Consider the following 21,336-nt stretch of genomic DNA (forward strand, 5'->3'; position numbering starts at 1 on the left):
AGGGGATAAAACTATCATAGGAATAATAATAAACGCAGGAGAAGACAGGATGGAACAGACATTGCAGCAGATAAAGACAGACAGAACAAAGAGCAGATACCTGCGGGCTTTTAAAGCCGCATTTCCTTACACGATTCCTGTACTCACAGGCTTTGCTGCGCTTGGGATCGCCTATGGGCTTCTGATGGCATCCAATGGCTATGGAGTATTGTGGGCATTTCTTATGAGCGCCATCGGATTTGGAGGAAGTGTACAGTATGCAATGGTGCCGCTTCTGACCACTGTATTTGACCCCCTCCAGGCGTTTTTACTCAGCTTTATGATCAATGCAAGACATCTGTTTTACGGAATATCCATGCTGGGTAAATATAAAGGTCTTGGAAAGAAAAGGTTTTTCCTTATTTTTGCATTGTGCGATGAGACCTTTTCCGTAGTGTCCAGTGTGGAGCCGCCGGAAGATGTGGAAAAGGGATTGTTTTATTTTTTTATCACTTTTCTGGATTACTTTTACTGGTCAGCCGCTACAGTGGCAGGGGCGCTGATCGGCGGAATGATTACATTTGATACTACAGGTCTGGACTTTGTGCTGACAGCGTTATTTGTGGTGCTGTTCATGGAACAGATGAAGAAAAAAGAAAACAGAAGCTATGGTATGATCGGGATCGCAGGAGCCGTGATCGCAGCTATGATCTTTGGATCCGAAAACATGGTGATCCCATCCATGATCATCATTATGGCAGTGCTTCTGTTTATGGGGAAAAGTAAAAAAACACAGAAGGAGGATGCGTAAATGTTTTTAACACCGGCACAGACGATGATCATGATTCTGGCAGTGGCGCTGGGGACGATGATCACCAGATTTACTCCTTTTCTGTTGTTCCCCGATTCCAAGGAACCACCGAAGACCGTGCTGTATCTTGGAAGGGTTCTGCCACCGGCAATGATGGGACTTCTTGTGGTTTATTGCCTGAGAAATGTGTCACTGATAAGATCACCTCACGGGATACCGGAACTGATTGCCATTGCGGTCATCGTTGTTTTGCATAAATGGAAGGAAAATGTGTTGTTGAGCATAGGAACAGGAACTGTGGTTTATATGCTTCTTGTACAGCTTGTGTTTTAACAGGGAAAAGGAGGGGAGTATTATGACATTAACCCAGTTGCGGTATGCAATCACGGTTGCAAATTCTTCTTCTATGAATGAGGCGGCAAGAAAGCTGTATATTTCCCAGCCCAGCCTGTCTTCTGCCATCAAGGAGCTGGAAGAAGAGATAGGGGTTGAGCTTTTCAGAAGAACCAACCGGGGCATATCCGTTACTCCGGAAGGAGAAGAATTTATGGGATACGCAAGGCAGGTGGTAGAGCAGTATGCATTGATAGAGTCCAAGTACGTATCCAAAGAAAAAGAAAGAAAAAAATTTAGTGTATCCATGCAGCATTATACCTTTGCTGTCAGTGCTTTTGTACAGATGGTCAAGCAGTTTGGTATGGATGAATACGAATTTGCAGTTCATGAAACCAGAACCTATGACGTGATCCAGGATGTGAAGAATTTTAAAAGCGAGATCGGCATTTTATATCTGAATGATTTCAACAGAAAAGTGCTTACCAAGCTGTTCCATGAGTCCAACCTGGAATTCCATAAGATCCTGGAATGTAGTATTTACGTGTATATGTGGAAAGGACATCCGCTGGCAGACAAAGAAGAGATTACCTTGGAGCAATTAAGGGAATACCCCTGCCTGTCTTTTGAACAGGGAGGATATAATTCCTTTTATTTTGCAGAAGAGGTGCTGAGTACTTATGAATACAAAAGGCTGATCAAAGCAGACGACCGAGCTACTCTTCTGAACCTTATGGTAGGATTGAATGGCTATACCCTGTGTTCCGGCATCATCTGTGAGGAACTGAATGGCTCTGATTACTGTGCTGTAAAACTGAAGTCCGATGAGGTGATGACCATCGGATATCTGGTACGCCGTGGAGTAACCATAAGTCCGTTAGGGCAGAAGTACCTGGAGGAGATTTCCAGATATAAGGATAAGGCCCTGCGGTAAAGATTATTTGCGTTTGTGCACTCTGCATTTACCCATAAGGAGTCAGTAAAAGCTATGGGGTAAATGCCAGTGACGGACTTTTGTACGTCCCACACGGCTATAGGAACAAGCTATAACTAGCGCTAAAAATTAAGAACTACCACTTTTCATAGAGAGGTGGTATAGTATCACTATCGACGATGAAAGAAAAAGAAAGGGTAACAAGTGACATGTCCGATATCCTGATTCAAAATGTGTGCAAAACTTTTTCCACAAAAGAGGGAGAGGTTCAGGCACTGAAAAATGTAAACTTATCAATCGGATCCGGCGATATCTTCGGTATCATTGGAATGTCCGGCGCAGGGAAAAGCACCCTGGTACGCTGTATGAATTTCCTGGAGGTACCAAGTGAAGGCCAGGTTCTTATAGATGGGAAATCTCTTGGAGATTTTTCAGAGAAAGAGCTTCGGAAGGAGCGTGAAAAAATCGGAATGATTTTCCAGCATTTTAATCTGCTGATGCAGAAAAATGTTCTGGAAAATGTATGCTTTCCCTTATACATACAGGGAAAAAAGAAACCGGAAGCAAGAAAGAAAGCATTGGAGCTTCTGGAGATCGTAGGGCTGGCAGATAAGGCAAATGCTTATCCGGCACAGCTTTCAGGAGGTCAGAAGCAGAGAGTTGCTATTGCAAGAGCACTGGCATCGGATCCGCAGATCCTTCTCTGTGATGAGGCTACAAGTGCTCTGGATCCCCAGACCACATCCTCTATCCTGGAGCTTTTAAAGGACATCAACCAGAAATTCCAGATCACTATTGTTATCATCACACATCAGATGGCTGTTGTACGTGAGATCTGTACTCATGTAGCGATCATGAAAGACGGTGAAGTGAAGGAGCAGGGACTGGTGGCTGAGATATTCAATCATCCTAAATCCCAGGTGGCAAAGGAACTGATCAGCCGGGATACAGGCGCAGATGTGGAGCATGTAGTCACAAAGCCTGAGATCCAGAGCGGCGAGAAGATCCGTATTGTTTTTTCAGAGAATTCCGCTTTCGAGCCGGTGATCGCCAATCTTGTACTTATATTCCATGAACCGGTAAATATCCTGAAGGCTGATACCAAGAATGTAGGTGGTGTTGCCAAAGGAGAAATGATACTTCAATTCATGAAAGACAGCAGTAATGTTGCAGAAATGAAAGAGTATCTGAAAGAGCATGGACTTGAGATAGGGGAGGCAGACTGATATGTGGACAAAAGAAGTAACAGATATGATCATAGCAGGAGTTGGCGAAACCCTGTATATGACACTGGTATCTACCCTTCTGGGTTATGCCTTCGGACTGCCCCTTGGTGTGCTCTTAAAGGTATCTGACAAAGAAGGACTGAAGCCAAACAAACTTTTATATAAGATTCTGGATGTGATCGCCAATATTTTCAGAAGTATCCCATTTCTGATCCTTCTGATCCTTCTGATCCCACTTACCAGATTTCTGGTAGGGAAAAGCTATGGTACAACGGCCACCATCGTGCCTCTGACCATTGCAGCCATTCCTTTTATCGGACGAATGGTAGAGTCTTCTCTAAATGAAGTGGACCCGGGAGTGATCGAGGCAGCAAGATCCATGGGGGCGAGCAACTGGCAGATCGTGATCAAGGTTATGCTTGTGGAAGCACGTACTTCACTGATCTCAGGAGCTACCATTGCAACAGGTACGATCCTTGGATATTCCGCAATGGCCGGTACAGTAGGCGGCGGCGGACTTGGAGACATTGCCATACGATATGGATATCACAGATGGCAGGCTGATATCATGATCGTTACCGTTGTTCTGCTGGTACTTCTGGTTCAGCTGTTCCAGTCCATTGGTATGATGATCGCCAACAGACTGGATAAGAGAAAATAACATAATAATAAAAGAAATAACAAAATAATAAGAGAATTAATAAAATAATTAAAGATTAACGGAGGAAAAAATATTATGAAAAAATTAATCGCAGCAGCTCTTACAGGAGCACTTGTACTTGGTACCGTAGGCACAACTGTAGTATTTGCAGATGATGATGACAAGACCATCACAGTGGCAGCTTCCGAGACACCTCATTCTGAGATTCTGGAGCAGGCAAAGCCAATCCTTGAAAAAGAAGGCTATGATTTGGAGGTTACTGTATTTGATGATTATGTACAGCCAAACGAAGTTGTAGAGAGCGGTGATTTTGATGCGAACTACTTCCAGCACATCCCATATCTTGACAGCTTTAACGAAGAGAAAGGTACACATCTGGTAAATGCCGGCGGCATCCATTACGAGCCATTTGGAATTTATCCGGGAACAAAAGACAGCCTGGATGATCTGGAAGACGGAGATACCATTGCAGTACCGAATGACACCACAAATGAAGCAAGAGCACTCCTTCTTCTTCAGGATAATGGTATCATCACTCTGAAAGACGGTGTTGGATTGGAAGCTACTGTAAATGATATTGAGGAGAATCCTCACAATGTTGAGATCGTTGAGTTGGCAGCAGAGCAGGTTGCACGTGTGGCAGATGAGACAGCATATATCGTATTAAATGGTAACTATGCTCTTCAGGCTGGATACTCTGTAGCAAAAGACGCTCTTGCATATGAAAAATCCGATTCCGAAGCAGCTAAAACATATGTTAACGTAATCGCGGTAAAAGAAGGAAATGAGAATAGCGACAAGATCAAAGCTCTGGTAGCAGCTCTGAAATCCGATGAGATTAAAGACTTCATTAATGAGAAATATGATGGCGCTGTAATTCCTTTCGATGACAGCACAGAGGATGCAGCAGCAGAGGATACTGCAGATGCAGCTGATACTGAGGACGCAGCAGATGCTGACACAGAAGCAGCAGCTGATACAGAAGCAGCAGAGGATACTGCAGAATAAATAAGATCCTGACATGCAGGTTGTGACGAGACTTATTTAATGTATGACAGCAGAAACCGGCAGTAATATAGATCCCGCAGATCAGACAAATGTTTGGTCTGCGGGATTTCTTCTTTTTGACAAAACATGGCAAATCCTTTATCATAGGAATAAGAATGATAATGTGAGGCAATAAAAGATATGAAGGAAACACCAGACAAGAAGCTTTCCATCATAGATGTGGCAAAGCTGGCAGGAGTATCTACAGCTACTGTTTCCAGGGTACTGAATGGGAACGGAGGTTATTCCAAGAAAACAGAAGAAAAGGTACTGCGAACAGTTAAAGAATGTGGGTTCACACCCAACGGGAATGCAGTCAGCCTGCGTACCAACCGCAGCCATTGTATCGGAGTGATCGTGCCGGATATTACCAATGAATTTTTTGCAAAAATTATCCATGAACTGGATATTTTTTTCCTGGAACATCATTATTCCCTGCTGATCTGCGACTCCAATGAAGATTATGAACTGGAGGACATGTATATCCACAATCTGATCCAGAAGAATGTGGATGGGATCATATATATTTCCGGGCAGGATGAGATTAAGAATATCAGCAGTGTAGAGACGATCCCTATTGTTTACATTGACCGTTGTCCAAAGAATGCAAAGGTGCTGATCCAGTCGGATAATGAAGAAGGGGGATATCTGGCCACCCGGGAGCTGCTGGAGAGAGGCTGCAGGAATATTCTTCTGATGCGGGATCTGCGTTATGCGTCTACCATTCGACAGCGTAAAGCAGGATATCTGCGAGCACTGGAAGAGGCAGGAGTGCCATATAATGGTAAGCTGGAGATCGGGATCTTTCCGGATTACGAGGATGCCAGGATTATGATGGAGCGGGTACTTAAGGTGATGGGCTGTTATTTTGACGGTATCTTTGCTACCAATGACCGGATCGCCCTGGCGTGTATCCAGGTGCTGATGCAGCATGGGTACCGTGTGCCGGAAGATGTAAAGGTAGTAGGTTTTGACAATGTTTCCCTCACAGAATTTTGCAATCCGTCTATCACTACGATCACCCAGGATACCAGATCCATTGCCCTTGCAGCAGGAAAGTCAGTACTGGACCTGATCAACCACAAAAAGATAAAAGAAAAGATGACAGTGATCCCGGTAGCCCTGGAGCGAAGGCATTCTACCGAAACTGTCTGATCTGTATTACATAATAAGAGAGGCCACCGAAAATACGGTGGTTTTTCTTATTCTGTGGGAATTGTTTCAGGAAATGATATTCCACATAATTGCATAAAAAATCCCCCCCTAAAGCAAAAGTTCCCCCCTCTTTTCGAATCCGGCAGGTTGGGTTAAGATAATATCAACAAAGGAAAGCAAAACAGATGAGGGAGGGAATGGAATGAATAAGGTCATTGTCTCCATGAACAATATCAGCAAAAGTTTTCCAGGTGTAAAAGCCCTGGATCATGTGAAATTTGAGCTGCGTTCTGGAGAAGTTATGGCGCTGCTGGGAGAAAATGGTGCAGGTAAATCTACACTGATGAAGATCCTCAGCGGTGTATATACCAGGGATGAGGGCACAATGGAAATTTTCGGGAAATCCTACGAGAACCTGACACCAAAGCAGGCGCAGGCAGCCGGAGTCGCTATCATTCATCAGGAACTGAATATGTGCCGTCATCTGACGGTAACAGAGAACATGTTCCTTGGCAGGGAGATTAAGGGCGGTATTTCCTTGAACAACAGCAAGATGCAGAAGGAAGCAAAAAAGATCTTGGACGATCTTCACATTGATATCAGCCCGGATCAGGTGGTTGGAGATCTTCCGGTGTCTAAACAGCAGATGGTGGAGATTGCAAAAGCTCTTTCTATTAATGCTAGGATTCTGATCATGGACGAGCCTACGTCTTCTCTTACGGCCAAAGAGATCGATGATCTTTTCAGGATCATCCGAAAGCTGAGGGATGAAGGAAGAGGGATTGTTTACATTTCCCACAGACTGGAAGAACTGTCTCATATCGTGGACAGAGTTACCATTATGAGAGATGGCCAGTATATTACCAGCGGTAATTTCAAAGATATGACCATGGATGAGATCATCCGCAATATGGTTGGCCGCGAGATTAAGGAAAAATTCCCCAGGGTAGAATGCGAGAAAGGGAAAAAGATCTTTGAGGTAAAAAATCTGAATGCAGGAAAAATGGTGAGAAATATCAATTTCTCTCTGTATGAAGGTGAAATCGTAGGATTTGCCGGATTGATGGGCGCAGGCAGGACAGAGACCACCAGAGCCATATTCGGGGTAGATCCCAAGGATAGCGGAGAAATCTATGTGGACGGCAAACAGATCCAGATCAGCTGCCCTATGGATGCGATCCGTAATGGCGTGGTGCTGGCACCTGAAGACCGTAAAAAGGATGGCCTGTGCACAAAGCTGAGTATCAGACAGAATCTGGCTCTTCCAAATCTTGATTTGGTGTGCAGCAAAATGGGAGTAGTTAATTCCGCAAAAGAAGATGCGCTGTGTGAGAAAGCAGTGAAGGATCTGCGGATCAAAACACCAAATGTGGAAATTGATTCCGGCAATCTTTCGGGAGGAAACCAGCAGAAAGTAGTAGTTGGGAAATGGCTGGCAAGAGATTCAAGAGTTGTGATCTTTGACGAGCCCACCCGTGGAATTGATGTAGGAGCAAAGGTTGAGATCTACAATCTGATGAATGACCTGAAGAATCAGGGAATTGCAGTTATGTTTGTATCCTCGGAAATGCCTGAGGTTATGGGGATCGCAGACAGGATCATCGTTATGTGTGATGGAAGGATCACTGGAGAGGTTATGGCAAAAGAGGCCAGTCAGGATGAGATCCTGACAATGGCAACAGCATTTGAAAATAAAGGAATCCAGAGTAACTGACGATGGATGGGAGGAAAGAAAGATGAACAATAAACAACAAAGCCCCTTCAAGAAATTTGTGGGAATCAGGGGAATGGGGGCAGCACTCACAGCATTTGTGGGACTGATCATTATCTATATTGCGTTTGGTATCATTAATCCGGCAGTATTTTCTGGACAGAATATATTGAATCTGCTGCGTTCTATGTCAAAATACCTGCTGATCGGTATTGCACAGAGTTATGTACTGATCACAGGAAACATTGACCTGTCCATTGGATCTATGGTAGGCATGAGTGCTATGATCACAGCAACCTTGATGACCGGCGGAATGAACCCGGTACTTGCAATTGTGATTGCACTGGTTTCATGTCTGGCAGTTGGTGTGGTGAACGGATATCTGGTGGGAAAATTCAAGCTTCCTCCATTTATCGCAACCCTTGGCACCATGTTTGTTGCAAGAGGTATTGCTTACATGGTAAACGGCAACCGTAACACAGATGCCATTGCGACAGGAGTTGGAAAAGATACAGCAGATACATTCCAGAACTGCTTCTACTATGGAAAGACCTTGGGGATCTACAACACATTCTGGATCGCACTGATCATTTTCGTAGTATTCTTCTTTATCCTTTCCAAAACACGTACAGGTCGCCATATTTATGCTATCGGATCCAACGTGGATGCAGCAAAGCTTTCCGGCGTAAATGTAGTTTCTACCACAGTGAAAACATATCTGGTAAGTTCTGTGTGTTCCTGTGTTGTAGGCCTTATCCTTTGTGCACAGGCAGGAATGGGAAATATGGAAGCCGGCAACATGTATGAGATGTATGGTGTTGCTGCTGGTGTAATCGGGGGTGTTTCCCCACTTGGAGGTACTGGTATTCTTCTTGGAACCTTTGCAGGAGCTGCAGTATGGCAGACGCTGGAAAACGGACTGAATATGATCGGTGCACAGGTAGGCATCCAGAGGGTAGTGATCGGCGTGATCGTTGTAGCAGCTGTTCTTCTGGATGTAGTGGTAAGAAGCGGACAGTTCGGAAGACATAAGAAAAAATAAGCAAAATCAGAAAGAATTTCATAACAGGAACTAAACCGCAGATGAGAAGGCGGATAGTTATATAAAAAATATTACAGGAGGATTTTTACAATGAAAAGAAAACTTTTGGCAATGGTATGTGCAGTATCTATGATCACTTCTATGGGTGCAGTTGTTTATGCAGAAGATGAGGTAAAGGCAACTGGTGACGAAAAGATCGCGCTGATCACTATGGATTCAATTGACCAGCACTGGATCTCCTTAAATGAAGGCGCACAGGAAGAAGCAAAGGAATTGGGAGTAACAGTTGATTTCATGTCCCCAAATACCAAGGATGATGCACAGCAGATCGAGTGTGTAAACAATGCAGTTGCAGGTGGCTATGATGCGATCATGGTAGCCGCAAACGGACCGGATGCTATTTCTTCCGCACTTCAGGAAGCAAAAGATCAGGATGTTAAGATCATTTATGTGGATTCTCCTGCAAATGTAGATGCAGAAGCAACATTTTCAACTGATAATAAGGCTGCAGGAAAAACAGCCGGTGAAGAAATGAAGAAAGCGCTGGAAGCAGCTGGCGTAACTTCCGGAAAGATTGGTGTGATCAATGTAAATGCTGCAACAGATTCCTGCGTAAATCGTGAAGAAGGCTTCAGAGAAGCTTTTGACGGATCTGACTTTGAGATCATGGAAACACAGTATGGCGAAGGTGATGCTGCAAAATCTCAGAGTATTGCAGAAAACTATATTACACAGGGTGTTGTAGGTATCTTCGGATGCAACGAAGGCTCCACCACAGGTGCTGGAAATGCAATCAAGGCTTCCGGAAATACAGATATTATCGGCGTTGGTTTTGATAAATCTGATGCGATCCTGAATCTGATCGATGATGGCTACCTTCTTTGCACAATGGCACAGAATCCGGATGTTATGGGTTCCGAAGGCGTAAAAGCAGCTGTAAGAGCAATCGGCGGCGAGGATCTTGGTGGCGAAGTTACAGACACAGGCGTATCTGTACTTACAAAGGATTCTGATAAATAATAAGGAGAGAAATGATCCTGACCAATACCGGGGGTGCTGCCAGAGGGCAACATCCCCTTCTTGCCTGCTGAAAGAAAAGGTATTATTATAAGAATAATAGTAATAGTAACTGTAAGGTGCGGTACTGTTACCAATGATCAAAGATATAGTTTTAAAGGGGACGGGGAAGACTATGGAAATCTTAAAGGTTGTGATCGCTGACGATGAGGTAAGGATCTGTCAGCTGATCCAGGCACTGGTGGATTGGGATTCACTGGGGATGAAGGTTGTTGGGGTGGCTCACAACGGGGAAGAGGCTTGCGAGACGGTACAGAGCTGCCAGCCGGATATTCTGATCACAGATATCCGCATGCCTGGATGCAACGGTCTGGAACTGGTACAAAGGGTAAAGGATGCAGATCCAGATCTGGAAGTGGTGATCATCAGCGGATATGCACATTTTGAATATGCCCAGCAGGCCATCAGCTATGGAGTTGGATACTATCTTTTAAAGCCGGTGAATAAAGGCGAACTTAAAGAGACTTTACAGAAGCTTCAGAAGAGAATCCGTGAGCGTAAGGAATCCCGGCAGTCCCATCAGGAACTGGTGAACAGAAGCAGAAGGGATGATGACCACTTAAGAGCTAACCTGCTCCACCGCCTTTTGGATCAGCCAGAACAGGCTGTATCGGAGGAATCCCTTACAGGGATCTACCATTTACAAATCAGCCCTGGAGTTTTCCAGGCCTTTTGCGTGAAAGCAGATTACGGACGGGAAAATCGTGGAACCCATACGGATGTGCTGATGGAGAAGGTAGAGGAAGTACTGGAAAGGAATCTGAAAGCACCGGGACGGGAATTGGTGGTTCTTACCAGGGAAGACTATTGCTACGGGATTCTGAATTATCCTGAAAAAGAAAAGGAACAGATTCGCAGAAGTCTGAAAAGTAGTCTGACACAACTGGACATTCAGAAAAATATGTTCCGGAAGGTCAGCTTTTCCATTGCAGCAGGGACGGCTTATAAGGAGGCTTGCCGCCTGGGTGAATCTATGCAGGAGACAAGAAAGCTTATTCAGGAGCGGCTGGTAAGAGGCAATGGAAGGCTTTTGGAGCGTTTAGGACAGCCGTCAGATCTTCCGGAAAGCCAGCTCCTGAATGATTATCTCAGGAGGATCAGCCATGCCGTGGAGGTTTTCAGTATTCCTAATGGAACTGAGGCAGTAAGAGAGCTGCAGGAAGCTGTGAATCATCAGCCTGGGGTGCAAGGATGGCAGATCCTGGAGCTTGTATATGGGGCTGCGGATATTTTTACTGCCAGTATCCAGATCCAGAGCCGTACAGAAGTACTTGAGGGCTTTCGGAAACAGTGTGGACAGTGTGGAAAAGCAGAAGAGATTTTCGGCTGCCTTGTGGATTTTCAGGAAAAATACCTGAAGGAGCAGGCTGAAAGATATGAAAATGATACAATACGTCCTGTACGAAAAGCAAAGGAATATATACAGAATCATTACAGCGACCCCATCACCCTTGAGGAAGTAAGTGAGCAGGTAGGCCTGAGTTCGGCTTACTTTAGCGTTTTGTTTAAGAAAACGGAGGGAGAAGGCTTTGCAAAATATCTGATCAATATCCGGATGGAACAGGCAAAGCTTTTGCTGCGTGAAACCAATCTGCCGGTAACGGAGATCTGCCGTAAGGTAGGATATAATGATCTGAAGCACTTTACACATACCTTTGAAAAAGCGGCAGGGATAAAGCCATCTACATATAGAAAACTTTATGGATAAAGGCAGGGTGCGAATATGAAGCTTCGGGACAAACTGAAATATCTTTCAAATCGGGCACTGGCAGCCGGGATCATCATATCTGCCCTGCTGGCATTGTTTGCGTGTATTTTGATCTTACTGGCAAATAAAGAGCAGGCGCCTTGGTGGTGTGTCGGCCTTTTTACAGCTGTGGCAGTACTGTTTCCGGTAACCTGCTGGTTCTGGCTGGTACGGCCTTATTTTCGGTGCGAACAGATGATGAACCGATTTCTGGAGGGGTATCTCTTTTCTGAAAAAGATGATATGGAGCTTCTGAACCTGACACCTGCCACCAGACAGCAGATGCAGATGGTAGATCAGATCTTGCGTTCTCCACAGTACATGGATCTGAATAAAAGACAGGCTCAGTACCTGGCTCTTCAAAATCAGATCAATCCCCACTTTTTGTATAATACACTGGAAAGTATTCGTGGGGAAGCCATTATTGCAGGTCTTGACGGAGTTGCGGATATGACAGAGGCTCTTGCACGATTTTTTCGCTACACGATCACGAAGGTCGAAAATCTGGTATCTGTGGAAGAAGAACTGGATAACTGCGAGACTTATTTCGGGATTCAGAAATATCGTTTTGGGGACAGGCTGAAGCTGCATATCCAGTATGACGCAGAAGAATATGAGCGGATCATGAACTGCAGGATCCCCAAGCTTACCCTGCAGCCTATTCTGGAAAACAGTATCATCCACGGGATAGAATTGAAAATCGAAGGCGGTAATTTATATATTCGTTTTCAGTGCACTGGGGATCGTCTGATCATCCGTATCTCTGATGACGGGGTTGGTATGGATGAAATGACTCTTGCACGGCTGAATCAGAAGCTTGGAAAATCCACAAAAACCATTCATGATGAGGAAGAGAAACAAGGCGGAATCGCTTTGGTGAATGTAAATAACCGGATTCATCTGCTTTTTGGAGATGAATATGGAATGCATGTATATTCTGTAGCTGGTGAGGGAACAGATGTGGAGATCACTATTCCGATTTTGAATGATGACAGACAGATCAAAAACAGGAGTGTGTTTGCATGAGAAATGAAGTCCTCAGAATGGAAAGGGTCACTTATATTGAAGATGAGGTGGTAAAACTGAAGGATTTCAATCTGCAGATCTATCAGGGAGAGGTGATGGGACTTCTTCCTGTGACCAGCCATGGAAAATCTTCAGTCCTGAAGCTTCTGGCAAGAAATCTGCCGTTGTATGACGGATATGTATATTATAGGGGCGAAAAGGTAAATACCTGGAAGGACAGCCGCAGGACAGCTAACCGGCTTAGTATTATCCAGGAGAAAAGTTCCCTGGCAGACAACCTGAATATAGCAGATAATATTTTTGTGTTAAGACCTGGGTTCCGACAGTGGGTGATACATTCCCGGATCCTGAACCGGCAGCTGGAGCCTTTTTTTAAAGACATCGGACTGGATATACCAACCGATAAAGAAGTGGGGGAGCTGTCTGCATTTGAGAGGATTGTAGTGGAAATCCTGCGAGCCGTGATTATGGGGTATCGGCTGATCGTTTTGGATGAGGTGGGAGCACTGGTCAGTAACCATGAACTGGAAAAGCTTCATGCCATTATACATCATTATGTAGACAAGGGATTTTCCTTTCTGTATGTATGTTCTCATCTGGAGGAGATCGTCAGTATCTGTGACAGATGTGCCTTATTTTCCAATGGCCGGATCCTGAAGGTGATGGGACCGGAGGAAATGCAGCATGATCCGTCGGTGACCTATATGTCCGAATACAATGATATGGTGCGGTTTCACGCCAAGAAAAGGGAAGCGGATCATGAGGAAAAAGAAATTCTTTTTCAATGGGATGGGTATGGAGAAAGCCATGCAGACAGCTTTCATTTTCAGGTGAATAAAGGAGAATGCATTGCCGTACAGATCCTGGATGCAGGCGCTATGGAAGAGATGCGCCAGATTCTTACCAGGGATTTGCTTCCGGAAAAAGGACAGATCCGTCTTCATGGGAAAAAAAGCCGGATCTGTGGCAATCAGGGAATCGCAGTGGTACAGGAGCGTGCCACGAAAACCATGATCTTCCCGGAGTTGGATTATATGAATAATCTTTGCATCTGTCTGGCTGAGAAGGTGCCGTCAATCTGGCATGACCACCGATTAAGAAACAGCATTTTCAGGGAGTATGCATCGGTTTTGGGCGAAGAAGTTTTTTACATGCCTGTGGAAAATTTAAGCGAAAAACAGAAGTATCAGCTGGTATACACAAGAATACTTTTACAAAAGCCGGAGATTCTTTTTTGCATACAGCCCTTTATGGGGGCAGATCTGGTGCACCGTATGTATATCTGGAGTATGCTGGAGAAATTCCTGGACAAAGGGATCTCTGTTGTAATCTTGTCTTTGAATCTGTCCGATTCTCTGGCAATGGCAGACCGGCTGTTGATTCTGGATAAAGGCGGCAGAGGCGGAGAACTTCAGAGAGAAGAGTTTTCCGGAATTATGCCTCCGCTTCCCTGGTCACATTCTTATCCTGCGATAAGAAAGCAGCCGGAGGGGAACAGGTGACTGAGCAGCTGCATGATCTAGCAGATCGTATTTACGAAGTACTTTGAAATTGATAATTTTGATATAAGGAGTTAAATATGGAAAACAGAAAATATATGCTTGGGACAGAGGAAAACAAACAGTTTCTGAAAGAAATGCGGGAAGGGCTGTTGCGGTTTGGACATCAGTTCCCTTCACCGGGAGGAAGCTCATATTACCTGGGGGATGATGGAACGCCCTGGAAGGACAGAAATCGTGAAACCTGGATCACCGCACGTATGGCTCATGTATACAGCATTGGAAGCATGCTGGGACATGAAGGAAGTGAAGCTCTTGCAGATGCGGCTTTAAAGGGTCTTAAGGGAGAACTTCATGACGATGTAAATGGCGGTTGGTATGCAGGACTTACAAGCTGTGGTGAAATTGTTCCGTCTAAGCAGTGCTATGCGCATGCATTTGTGATTCTGGCAGCTACATCCGGGATCCTGGCGGGAAGAAATGGCGCACAGGAACTGTTGGAAGACGCACTGGATGTATATGATCACCGTTTCTGGAATGAGGAACAAGGTCTTTCCTGCGATACCTGGAATACAGAGTTTACGCAGCTGGATCCTTACAGAGGCATAAATGCAAATATGCATACAGTGGAAGCTTTTCTGGCAGTCGCAGATGCAGTGGGCGATGGAAAATACCGTACACGGGCAGGCCGTATTATTGACCATGTAGTTGGCTGGGCAAAAAATAACAGTTGGCGGATCCCGGAGCATTTTACCAGTGACTGGCAACCGGATCTGGAATGCAATAAAGAACGACCGGATGATCAGTTTAAGCCCTATGGTGCCACCCCAGGGCATGGGATCGAATGGGCAAGGCTGATTACCCAGTGGGCACTTTCTACATATAAAGAGGACAAGACAGGAGCAGAGCCGTATATCCTGGCAGCAGAGAAACTGTACAATCAGGCAGTGACAGATGGATGGGCAGCCGATGGTGCACCGGGGATCGTATATACTACAGACTGGGAAGGACATCCGGTGGTACATGACAGGATGCACTGGACTCTGGCAGAAGCACTGAATACTTCCGCAGTTCTTTATCATGTAACCGGAAAAGAAAAATATGCTGCAGACTATCAGGCATTTATGAGATATCTGGATGAGAAAGTGTTGGATCATGTGAATGGTTCCTGGTTCCATCAGCTTGACAGGGAAAATCATTTGCTGGAAACTGTATGGCCCGGAAAATCCGATATTTACCATGCTTTGCAGGCAACTCTGATTCCTATCCATACTCCTTCTTTGTCTATTGCGGCAACTGTGAAAGCAGAAACAAAATAGAAATTTGGATATCATTCCCTCACCCTTGTGCAGACATAGGTGGGGGAATTTTGTTTTGAACCTGGTATCATAAAATTATCTGTACTTTTGAAAATGGTATAGTATAATAAGGCTGAATCAATTATTTTGGGAAGTTTAGCTGGAAAAGCGAAAAAGTATTTCTTCCCGATGACGAAAGGAGAAAATATGAAGGTAGGATTTGGATGCGACCATGTTGCCATCGAACTGAAAAACATTCTGAAGGAGCACTTGGAGGAAAAAGGGTATGAATGCGTGGATTACGGTGCATACGATCCAAATGTAAAGGTGAATTATCCAGAACCTGGTCTGAAAGTGGCAGAAGCAATTATGCGTGGAGAAGTAGAGAAAGGTGTATTGATCTGTGGTACAGGTATTGGTATTTCCCTGGCTGCTAACAAGGTTCCCGGGATCCGTGCAGCTGTGTGCAGCGAACCATATTCCGCAAAGCTTACAGTAGAGCACAATAATGCCAATATTATTGCTATGGGTGCACGTGTAGTAGGACCGGAGCTGGCCAAAATGATCGTTGATGAGTTCTTTGGCGCCAAGTTTGAGGGAGGACGTCATGCAGTGCGTGTGCAGATGATCTCTGATATTGAAGAAAAATACGGAGCAAAATGGCACGAATAATTAAGGCAAGACATATATTTGACTGGACAGGGAAACTGAAAATGCGTTATACTTATAGAGTAATCAATATACAGATGCCCCAGACAGGGCGTATACGCAAAGCATAAGGAGGATATTCATGAAAAAAGCATTAAGTATTCTGTTAAGTGCTGCAACAGCTGTGACAATGCTTACCGGTTTTGGTACTTCCGTTTTTGCAGAGGATTCCAGCGCTGCTCTGAAGATTGCCATTGTCAGCTCTCCATCAGGTGTAGATGATGGATCTTTCAACCAGAACAACTACGAAGGTATTTTGGACTTTATTGATGCGAACCCGGATTCTACGGTAACACCTGTCAAAGAAGAAACAGGTGATACTGCAGCAGCTGTACAGGCAGTGGCAGATATCGTAGCAGATTATGATGTGATCGTATGCTGCGGATTCCAGTTTGCAGGGATCGGCACCATCGCAGAAGAGAATCCTGAGGTGGATTTTGTTCTTGTTGATTCTTATCCTACCAATGAGGATGGAGAAGAGACTGCTTACGACAATGTATATGCAATGCAGTTCAAGGAGCAGGAGAGCGGTTTCTGTGCAGGTATTGCAGCAGCCCTGGAGACAAAGACAGGTAAGGTTGCAGTTGTAAATGGTATCGCTTATCCTTCCAACGTTAACTATCAGTACGGATTTATGTCCGGTGTGAACTATGCTGTGAAGAATTATGATGCCAAAGCTGAGATCGTTGAGCTTCCTTCCTACGCAGGTACAGATGTAACAGGCGCAAACGTAGGCGGTAACTATATCGGTACCTTCTCTGATGAGGCAACTGGTAAGGTTGTTGGAAAAGCCCTGATCGATGAGGGTGTAGATATTATGTTTGTTGCAGCTGGTGCATCCGGCAACGGTGTGTTCACAGCAGCAAAAGAGGCAGAGGGTGTTTTTGTGATCGGCTGTGACGTTGACCAGTACAATGATGGTGTGAACGGAGATTCCAATATTATGCTTACTTCTGCACTGAAGATCATGGACAAGAACGTAGAGCTTCAGCTGAACAACGTAAAAGATGGCAGCTTCAAGGGTGAGAATGCCCTTCTTGGCGCAGATACAGATTCTACAGGATATGTAAGCGATCCAGAGAGATGCCAGCTTTCCGAGGATACAATTTCCAAGATCGATGAAGCTTTTGCAAAAGTAAAGAGTGGAGAGATCGTACCGGCAGCTAACTTTAACGAGATGACTCCGGACAACTTTACCGGATTATAAGATCTAAAGGAAGACAGAGAGACTGCATGCCGGCCTTTCTGAGTTTTCCATGAAATAAGAGGGGTGTTGTATTATACAACGCCCCTTTTTCAGAAGGAGGAAGAAGCATGGCAGATTACATTGTGGAAATGCGGCATATTACCAAGCGTTTTCCAGGGATCGTTGCCAATAAGGATGTGACCATTCAGATCAAAAAAGGAGAGATCTATGCGATCCTTGGTGAGAATGGTGCAGGGAAGTCTACGTTGATGAGCATGCTTTTCGGCATGTATGAACCAGATGAAGGGGAGATCTATATCCGGGGAAAGAAAGAGATCATCAGTTCCCCAAGATATGCTACCCAGCTGAATATCGGGATGGTGCATCAGCATTTCAAACTGGTTTCCAATTATACTATTGCTGAGAATATTATCATGGGGATTGAACCGGTAAAGAAAGCACTGGGGATTTTTCCATATGTTGACATTAAAGGGGCAAATGAGAAGATTGCCCGCCTTTCCAGACAGTACGGACTTGAAGTAGATCCAAAGAAAGTGATCTCGGATATTAATGTGTCTGTTCAGCAAAGGGTGGAGATCCTGAAAATGCTGTACCGTGAAGCTGAAATCCTGATTTTCGATGAGCCTACCGCATTGCTTACCCCACAGGAGATTGAGTTTCTTCTGAAGATCATCAAGGGTCTTCGGGATGGAGGAAAGACGATCATCCTGATCACACATAAGCTGGAGGAAATTAAAAAAGTAGCTGACAGATGTGCCATTCTCCGCAGAGGTGAGTTGATCGATGTTCTGGATGTGCAGTTTACCAGTACAAAAGAGATGGCCAGCAAAATGGTTGGGCGTGAGGTGTCCTTTACCCTGGACAAAACTCCTGCAAAGTTCCGTGATGTTGTCCTTGATGTTAAGAATCTTACAGTCACAAATGAGGATAAATTCCAGGTAGTAAAGAATGTGTCATTCTCTGTTCATGGAGGGGAGATTTTTGCCATTGCAGGAGTATCCGGCAACGGACAGGTTGAGATCGCAGATGCCATTGCTGGGCTGATGAAAGCTCACAGCGGGCAGATCCTGCTGAATGGAAAGGATATTACAGAATATTCCATCCGGAAGCGTACTCTTGAGGGGATTGCCTATATTCCGGAAGATCGGCAGACCTATGGACTGATTCTGGATTTTACCCTGGAAGACAATCTGGCATTGAAGAATTATTTCAAGGAGCCTTTTTCCAAAAAGGGCATCCTGAATAAAAAAGAATTTGAGACTTACGGGGAAAAGCTGATACAGGAATATGATGTGCGAAGCGGACAGGGGAACCGTACACAGGTACGTTCCATGAGCGGCGGTAATCAGCAGAAAGCCATTATTGCCCGTGAGATCCAGCAGGATACCCCGCTTCTGATCTTTGTGCAGCCTACCAGAGGTCTGGATATCGGAGCGATTGAGAATATCCACAAGCAGATCCTGGCAGAGCGTGACAAGGGCAAGGCTATTCTTCTGATCTCCCTGGAGCTGGATGAGATCATGAATCTGGCAGATACCATCGGGGTTATCTACAACGGACAGATCCAGAAGATCGCAGATGCCAGCACCCTGACCACCAAAGAGGTTGGACAGTTTATGATGGGTGTAAAGAATGAGAATGACAAAGATGGCAGGGAGGTGAAGGACTGATGCAGGAAAAGAAGAAAAAGGGAAATCTATTGGTAAGATTTCTGGGAAATGAAAAATATCAGTTTCTTACGATTCCGTTATTTGCCATATTGATCAGTCTTCTGGTAGGGGCAGTGGTACTGCTTTTGCTTGGAAAGAATCCTCTTGATGCATATGTGAATCTTCTTCAGGGCTCCGGGATCCTGCCTAAGGCCAAATATGCAGGCGGGAAGAGTATGCTTACAGACTTGTTCAGCTTTATGGACTGCTGGACTCCTATGATCTTTGCATCATTGTCTGTGGCAGTTGCCTTGAAGACCGGGCTTTTTAATATTGGTGTATCCGGACAGATGCTGGCAGCAGGTTTTATCACTACGATCACGGTTGGATACAGCACATTAAGCGCACCGATCGCCAAGCCGCTGGTGATCCTTGTGGCAGCTGCTGTGGGTGCATTGGTAGGAGGCCTGATTGGTTTTCTCAAATATAGATTTAACATTAATGAAGTTGTTTCCTCTATTATGCTGAATTATATTATTGAGTACGTGGTAGGTTTCTTTATTAACACAAGATACGTAAATCCTATTTCCCGTCAGTCCCAGACCGTGAGCAGTGAAGCCAGGCTTACCCTTTCTGGTACAAAGATCGGAGATCTGAAATTTGACATTCCATTGGGAATTATTCTGGCGGTGATCGTTGTTGTCATTGTGAAATATATTTTTGACAGAACGGTTCTTGGTTATGAATTAAAGGCAGTTGGATCCAATCAGAAGGCTTCCAGATATGCAGGTATTCCGGTTGGCAAGAATATGATCCTTGCCATGATGATTTCCGGACTTCTGGCAGGCCTTGCAGGAGCGTCTTATTACCTTGGCTATTATGCGTCCATACAGCCCAAGGTATTGTCAAGCACAGGCTTTGATGCCATTGCTGTGGCGATCCTGGGACATTCCAATCCAGTTGGAATCCTGGGTTCTTCCTTCCTGATCAACATTATCAGCAAAGGAAGTACCTATATGAGTTCCTCTCTTGGGGTAGATGCGGAGATCGCATCTGTTATCACAGGACTGATCCTGCTTTTTGCAGCTTGTGATATGTATATCCGGTACAGAGTGGATAAAGCCAAAGAGAACCTTGACAAGAAGAACGAAAGGAGGGAATCTCATGAATAATGTAATTATAGATGGCCTTTCTTTTGCACTTCCCCTTTTTATTATGGCAATCGGCGGTATTTACAGTGAGAGAAGCGGTGTGACCAACCTGGCACTGGAGGGGCTGCAAGGCTTTGGGGCTTTTACAGGTGCGCTGGTGGCATATATGCTGATGCAGTTTACCAGTGTGGATTCTTCTGCTGTTTATTATGTGGCACTTTTGTTTGCCATGATCGGCGGTATGATTTTTTCTTTGCTTCATGCCTTGCTTTGTGTACGTTTCAAGGCGAACCAGGTGATCAGCGGTGTTGTGATCAACATTCTGGCCATGGCACTTACTGCATTCCTTACAAAGGTGATTAACCGATCTGTATTTGGGACACCTTCGGACAAATTTGATCTGGGTGTTTCTGCCAGATGGACAGTTCCGGGGCTTTCAAAGATTCCGGTTCTGGGAGCGGTTTTTACCAATATTTATCCCTTTGAGGTTGTGATCCTTGTGCTTGCCTTTGTGGCATGGTACCTGCTGTATAAGACCCGGTTTGGCCTGCATGTACGTGCCTGTGGGGATAACCCTCATGCTGTGGATGCGGCTGGTATTGATGTGGCAAAAGTGCGGGTAAAAGCAGTTATGATGTCCGGGGCATTGTCCGGGCTGGCGGGTATTTCCTTTGCTTATTCCATTTCTGCTAAATTTTCTTCCAGCATTTATGTAGGATATGGATATCTGGCCATTGCAGGGCTGATCTTCGGTAACTGGAAGATCCTTCCCACTTTGGGAGCCTGCCTTTTGTTTGGCTTTGCCAAGTCTGGGGGATATCAGATCGTGCAGAACCTGGGGCTGCCCAGCAGTTATTCAGATTTGATCATGATCCTTCCTTATGTAGCAACCTTGCTGCTGCTTATGTTGTTTTCCAAGCATAATCAGGCTCCGCGGGCACTTGGAGAGATCTACGATAAAGGTAAACGCTAAGTTTCCTTGCTTTACAAAACAGAATGGGGCTGTCGCACTAACGTGCGGCAGCTCATTTTATATATCCAACACAAAACGCCGAGCTTCGAAAAGCCCGGCGTT

Annotated in this window: 19 protein-coding genes; all 19 read left to right on the plus strand. The window is 45.0% G+C overall.

The genetic code is table 11. The features are described 5' to 3' along the window. The first annotated feature begins 49 nt into the window (after nt 1-49). The 19 genes from AB5916_RS11665 to AB5916_RS11755 all read left to right on the plus strand — a co-directional run bounded on the left by AB5916_RS11665 (nt 50) and on the right by AB5916_RS11755 (nt 21,234). Nucleotides 50-790, plus strand: coding sequence for an AzlC family ABC transporter permease (locus AB5916_RS11665; RefSeq protein ID WP_368190965.1), 741 nt, complete (start codon nt 50-52; stop codon nt 788-790). Next, nucleotides 791-1,123, plus strand: a complete 333-nt coding sequence (locus AB5916_RS11670) for a branched-chain amino acid transporter permease (RefSeq protein WP_158420856.1) — start codon at nt 791-793, stop codon at nt 1,121-1,123. It begins immediately after the preceding gene. Between the two features lie 22 nt (nt 1,124-1,145). After that, a complete protein-coding gene (locus tag AB5916_RS11675) occupies nt 1,146-2,057 on the plus strand; it encodes a LysR family transcriptional regulator (RefSeq protein WP_368190966.1) in 912 nt (303 codons plus the stop codon). Nucleotides 2,058-2,266: 209 nt separating this feature from the next. Next, complete coding sequence (locus AB5916_RS11680) at nt 2,267-3,283, plus strand: methionine ABC transporter ATP-binding protein (RefSeq protein ID WP_158420886.1); 1,017 nt, start codon at nt 2,267-2,269, stop codon at nt 3,281-3,283. 1 nt (nt 3,284) lies between these two features. Then, a complete protein-coding gene (locus tag AB5916_RS11685) occupies nt 3,285-3,944 on the plus strand; it encodes a methionine ABC transporter permease (protein ID WP_158420854.1) in 660 nt (219 codons plus the stop codon). 75 nt (nt 3,945-4,019) lie between these two features. Continuing rightward, nucleotides 4,020-4,952, plus strand: coding sequence for a MetQ/NlpA family ABC transporter substrate-binding protein (locus AB5916_RS11690; RefSeq protein WP_368190968.1), 933 nt, complete (start codon nt 4,020-4,022; stop codon nt 4,950-4,952). A 180-nt stretch (nt 4,953-5,132) separates the two neighbouring features. Continuing rightward, nucleotides 5,133-6,146, plus strand: a complete 1,014-nt coding sequence (locus AB5916_RS11695) for a LacI family DNA-binding transcriptional regulator (protein WP_368190969.1) — start codon at nt 5,133-5,135, stop codon at nt 6,144-6,146. Nucleotides 6,147-6,348: 202 nt separating this feature from the next. Beyond that, nucleotides 6,349-7,860 carry a sugar ABC transporter ATP-binding protein gene (locus AB5916_RS11700; protein WP_368190972.1) on the plus strand — a complete coding sequence of 504 codons (1,512 nt, stop codon included), beginning with the start codon at nt 6,349-6,351 and terminating at the stop codon, nt 7,858-7,860. 22 nt (nt 7,861-7,882) lie between these two features. Beyond that, nucleotides 7,883-8,899: an ABC transporter permease gene (locus AB5916_RS11705; RefSeq protein ID WP_368190975.1), complete on the plus strand. Its 1,017-nt coding sequence runs from the start codon at nt 7,883-7,885 to the stop codon at nt 8,897-8,899. 90 nt (nt 8,900-8,989) lie between these two features. Continuing rightward, the gene (locus tag AB5916_RS11710; protein WP_368190977.1) at nt 8,990-9,919 is read left to right on the plus strand and encodes an ABC transporter substrate-binding protein; all 930 of its coding nucleotides are present in this window, start codon (nt 8,990-8,992) and stop codon (nt 9,917-9,919) included. A 172-nt stretch (nt 9,920-10,091) separates the two neighbouring features. After that, nucleotides 10,092-11,684, plus strand: coding sequence for a response regulator (locus AB5916_RS11715; RefSeq protein WP_368190979.1), 1,593 nt, complete (start codon nt 10,092-10,094; stop codon nt 11,682-11,684). A 15-nt stretch (nt 11,685-11,699) separates the two neighbouring features. Beyond that, nucleotides 11,700-12,749 (plus strand): sensor histidine kinase, encoded by a 1,050-nt coding sequence (locus AB5916_RS11720; RefSeq protein ID WP_368190981.1) that lies wholly within the window; start codon nt 11,700-11,702, stop codon nt 12,747-12,749. Next, a complete protein-coding gene (locus AB5916_RS11725) occupies nt 12,746-14,251 on the plus strand; it encodes an ATP-binding cassette domain-containing protein (protein WP_368190982.1) in 1,506 nt (501 codons plus the stop codon). The genes AB5916_RS11720 and AB5916_RS11725 overlap by 4 nt, the downstream gene beginning before the upstream one ends. A gap of 77 nt (nt 14,252-14,328) precedes the next feature. Then, nucleotides 14,329-15,567: an AGE family epimerase/isomerase gene (locus AB5916_RS11730; protein ID WP_368190985.1), complete on the plus strand. Its 1,239-nt coding sequence runs from the start codon at nt 14,329-14,331 to the stop codon at nt 15,565-15,567. A gap of 186 nt (nt 15,568-15,753) precedes the next feature. Further along, the gene (gene rpiB, locus AB5916_RS11735) at nt 15,754-16,218 is read left to right on the plus strand and encodes a ribose 5-phosphate isomerase B (protein ID WP_158420884.1); all 465 of its coding nucleotides are present in this window, start codon (nt 15,754-15,756) and stop codon (nt 16,216-16,218) included. A gap of 118 nt (nt 16,219-16,336) precedes the next feature. Beyond that, on the plus strand, nt 16,337-17,461 hold the full coding sequence (locus AB5916_RS11740; RefSeq protein ID WP_158420845.1) for a BMP family protein: 1,125 nt from the start codon (nt 16,337-16,339) through the stop codon (nt 17,459-17,461). 107 nt (nt 17,462-17,568) lie between these two features. After that, nucleotides 17,569-19,131 carry an ABC transporter ATP-binding protein gene (locus tag AB5916_RS11745; RefSeq protein ID WP_368190988.1) on the plus strand — a complete coding sequence of 521 codons (1,563 nt, stop codon included), beginning with the start codon at nt 17,569-17,571 and terminating at the stop codon, nt 19,129-19,131. Beyond that, nucleotides 19,131-20,282 carry an ABC transporter permease gene (locus AB5916_RS11750; RefSeq protein WP_368190989.1) on the plus strand — a complete coding sequence of 384 codons (1,152 nt, stop codon included), beginning with the start codon at nt 19,131-19,133 and terminating at the stop codon, nt 20,280-20,282. The genes AB5916_RS11745 and AB5916_RS11750 overlap by 1 nt, the downstream gene beginning before the upstream one ends. Next, on the plus strand, nt 20,275-21,234 hold the full coding sequence (locus AB5916_RS11755; RefSeq protein WP_158420842.1) for an ABC transporter permease: 960 nt from the start codon (nt 20,275-20,277) through the stop codon (nt 21,232-21,234). The genes AB5916_RS11750 and AB5916_RS11755 overlap by 8 nt, the downstream gene beginning before the upstream one ends. Nucleotides 21,235-21,336: the final 102 nt, after the last annotated feature.

Source organism: Blautia sp. 1033sp1_1033st1_G9_1033SCRN_220408 (assembly GCF_040929965.1).
GTDB lineage: Bacteria > Bacillota > Clostridia > Lachnospirales > Lachnospiraceae > Blautia_A > Blautia_A ammoniilytica.

Excerpts from the sequence above, each read along its gene's own strand:
- AB5916_RS11700 (WP_368190972.1), top strand. The coding sequence starts at position 6,349 with ATGAATAAGGTCATTGTCTCCATGAACAATATCAGCAAAAGTTTTCCA.
- AB5916_RS11745 (WP_368190988.1), top strand. The coding sequence starts at position 17,569 with ATGGCAGATTACATTGTGGAAATGCGGCATATTACCAAGCGTTTTCCA.
- AB5916_RS11690 (WP_368190968.1), top strand. The coding sequence starts at position 4,020 with ATGAAAAAATTAATCGCAGCAGCTCTTACAGGAGCACTTGTACTTGGT.
- AB5916_RS11725 (WP_368190982.1), top strand. The coding sequence starts at position 12,746 with ATGAGAAATGAAGTCCTCAGAATGGAAAGGGTCACTTATATTGAAGAT.
- rpiB (WP_158420884.1), top strand. The coding sequence starts at position 15,754 with ATGAAGGTAGGATTTGGATGCGACCATGTTGCCATCGAACTGAAAAAC.
- AB5916_RS11675 (WP_368190966.1), top strand. The coding sequence starts at position 1,146 with ATGACATTAACCCAGTTGCGGTATGCAATCACGGTTGCAAATTCTTCT.
- AB5916_RS11695 (WP_368190969.1), top strand. The coding sequence starts at position 5,133 with ATGAAGGAAACACCAGACAAGAAGCTTTCCATCATAGATGTGGCAAAG.
- AB5916_RS11680 (WP_158420886.1), top strand. The coding sequence starts at position 2,267 with ATGTCCGATATCCTGATTCAAAATGTGTGCAAAACTTTTTCCACAAAA.
- AB5916_RS11715 (WP_368190979.1), top strand. The coding sequence starts at position 10,092 with ATGGAAATCTTAAAGGTTGTGATCGCTGACGATGAGGTAAGGATCTGT.
- AB5916_RS11710 (WP_368190977.1), top strand. The coding sequence starts at position 8,990 with ATGAAAAGAAAACTTTTGGCAATGGTATGTGCAGTATCTATGATCACT.
- AB5916_RS11730 (WP_368190985.1), top strand. The coding sequence starts at position 14,329 with ATGGAAAACAGAAAATATATGCTTGGGACAGAGGAAAACAAACAGTTT.
- AB5916_RS11705 (WP_368190975.1), top strand. The coding sequence starts at position 7,883 with ATGAACAATAAACAACAAAGCCCCTTCAAGAAATTTGTGGGAATCAGG.
- AB5916_RS11670 (WP_158420856.1), top strand. The coding sequence starts at position 791 with ATGTTTTTAACACCGGCACAGACGATGATCATGATTCTGGCAGTGGCG.
- AB5916_RS11685 (WP_158420854.1), top strand. The coding sequence starts at position 3,285 with ATGTGGACAAAAGAAGTAACAGATATGATCATAGCAGGAGTTGGCGAA.
- AB5916_RS11755 (WP_158420842.1), top strand. The coding sequence starts at position 20,275 with ATGAATAATGTAATTATAGATGGCCTTTCTTTTGCACTTCCCCTTTTT.
- AB5916_RS11750 (WP_368190989.1), top strand. The coding sequence starts at position 19,131 with ATGCAGGAAAAGAAGAAAAAGGGAAATCTATTGGTAAGATTTCTGGGA.
- AB5916_RS11720 (WP_368190981.1), top strand. The coding sequence starts at position 11,700 with ATGAAGCTTCGGGACAAACTGAAATATCTTTCAAATCGGGCACTGGCA.
- AB5916_RS11665 (WP_368190965.1), top strand. The coding sequence starts at position 50 with ATGGAACAGACATTGCAGCAGATAAAGACAGACAGAACAAAGAGCAGA.
- AB5916_RS11740 (WP_158420845.1), top strand. The coding sequence starts at position 16,337 with ATGAAAAAAGCATTAAGTATTCTGTTAAGTGCTGCAACAGCTGTGACA.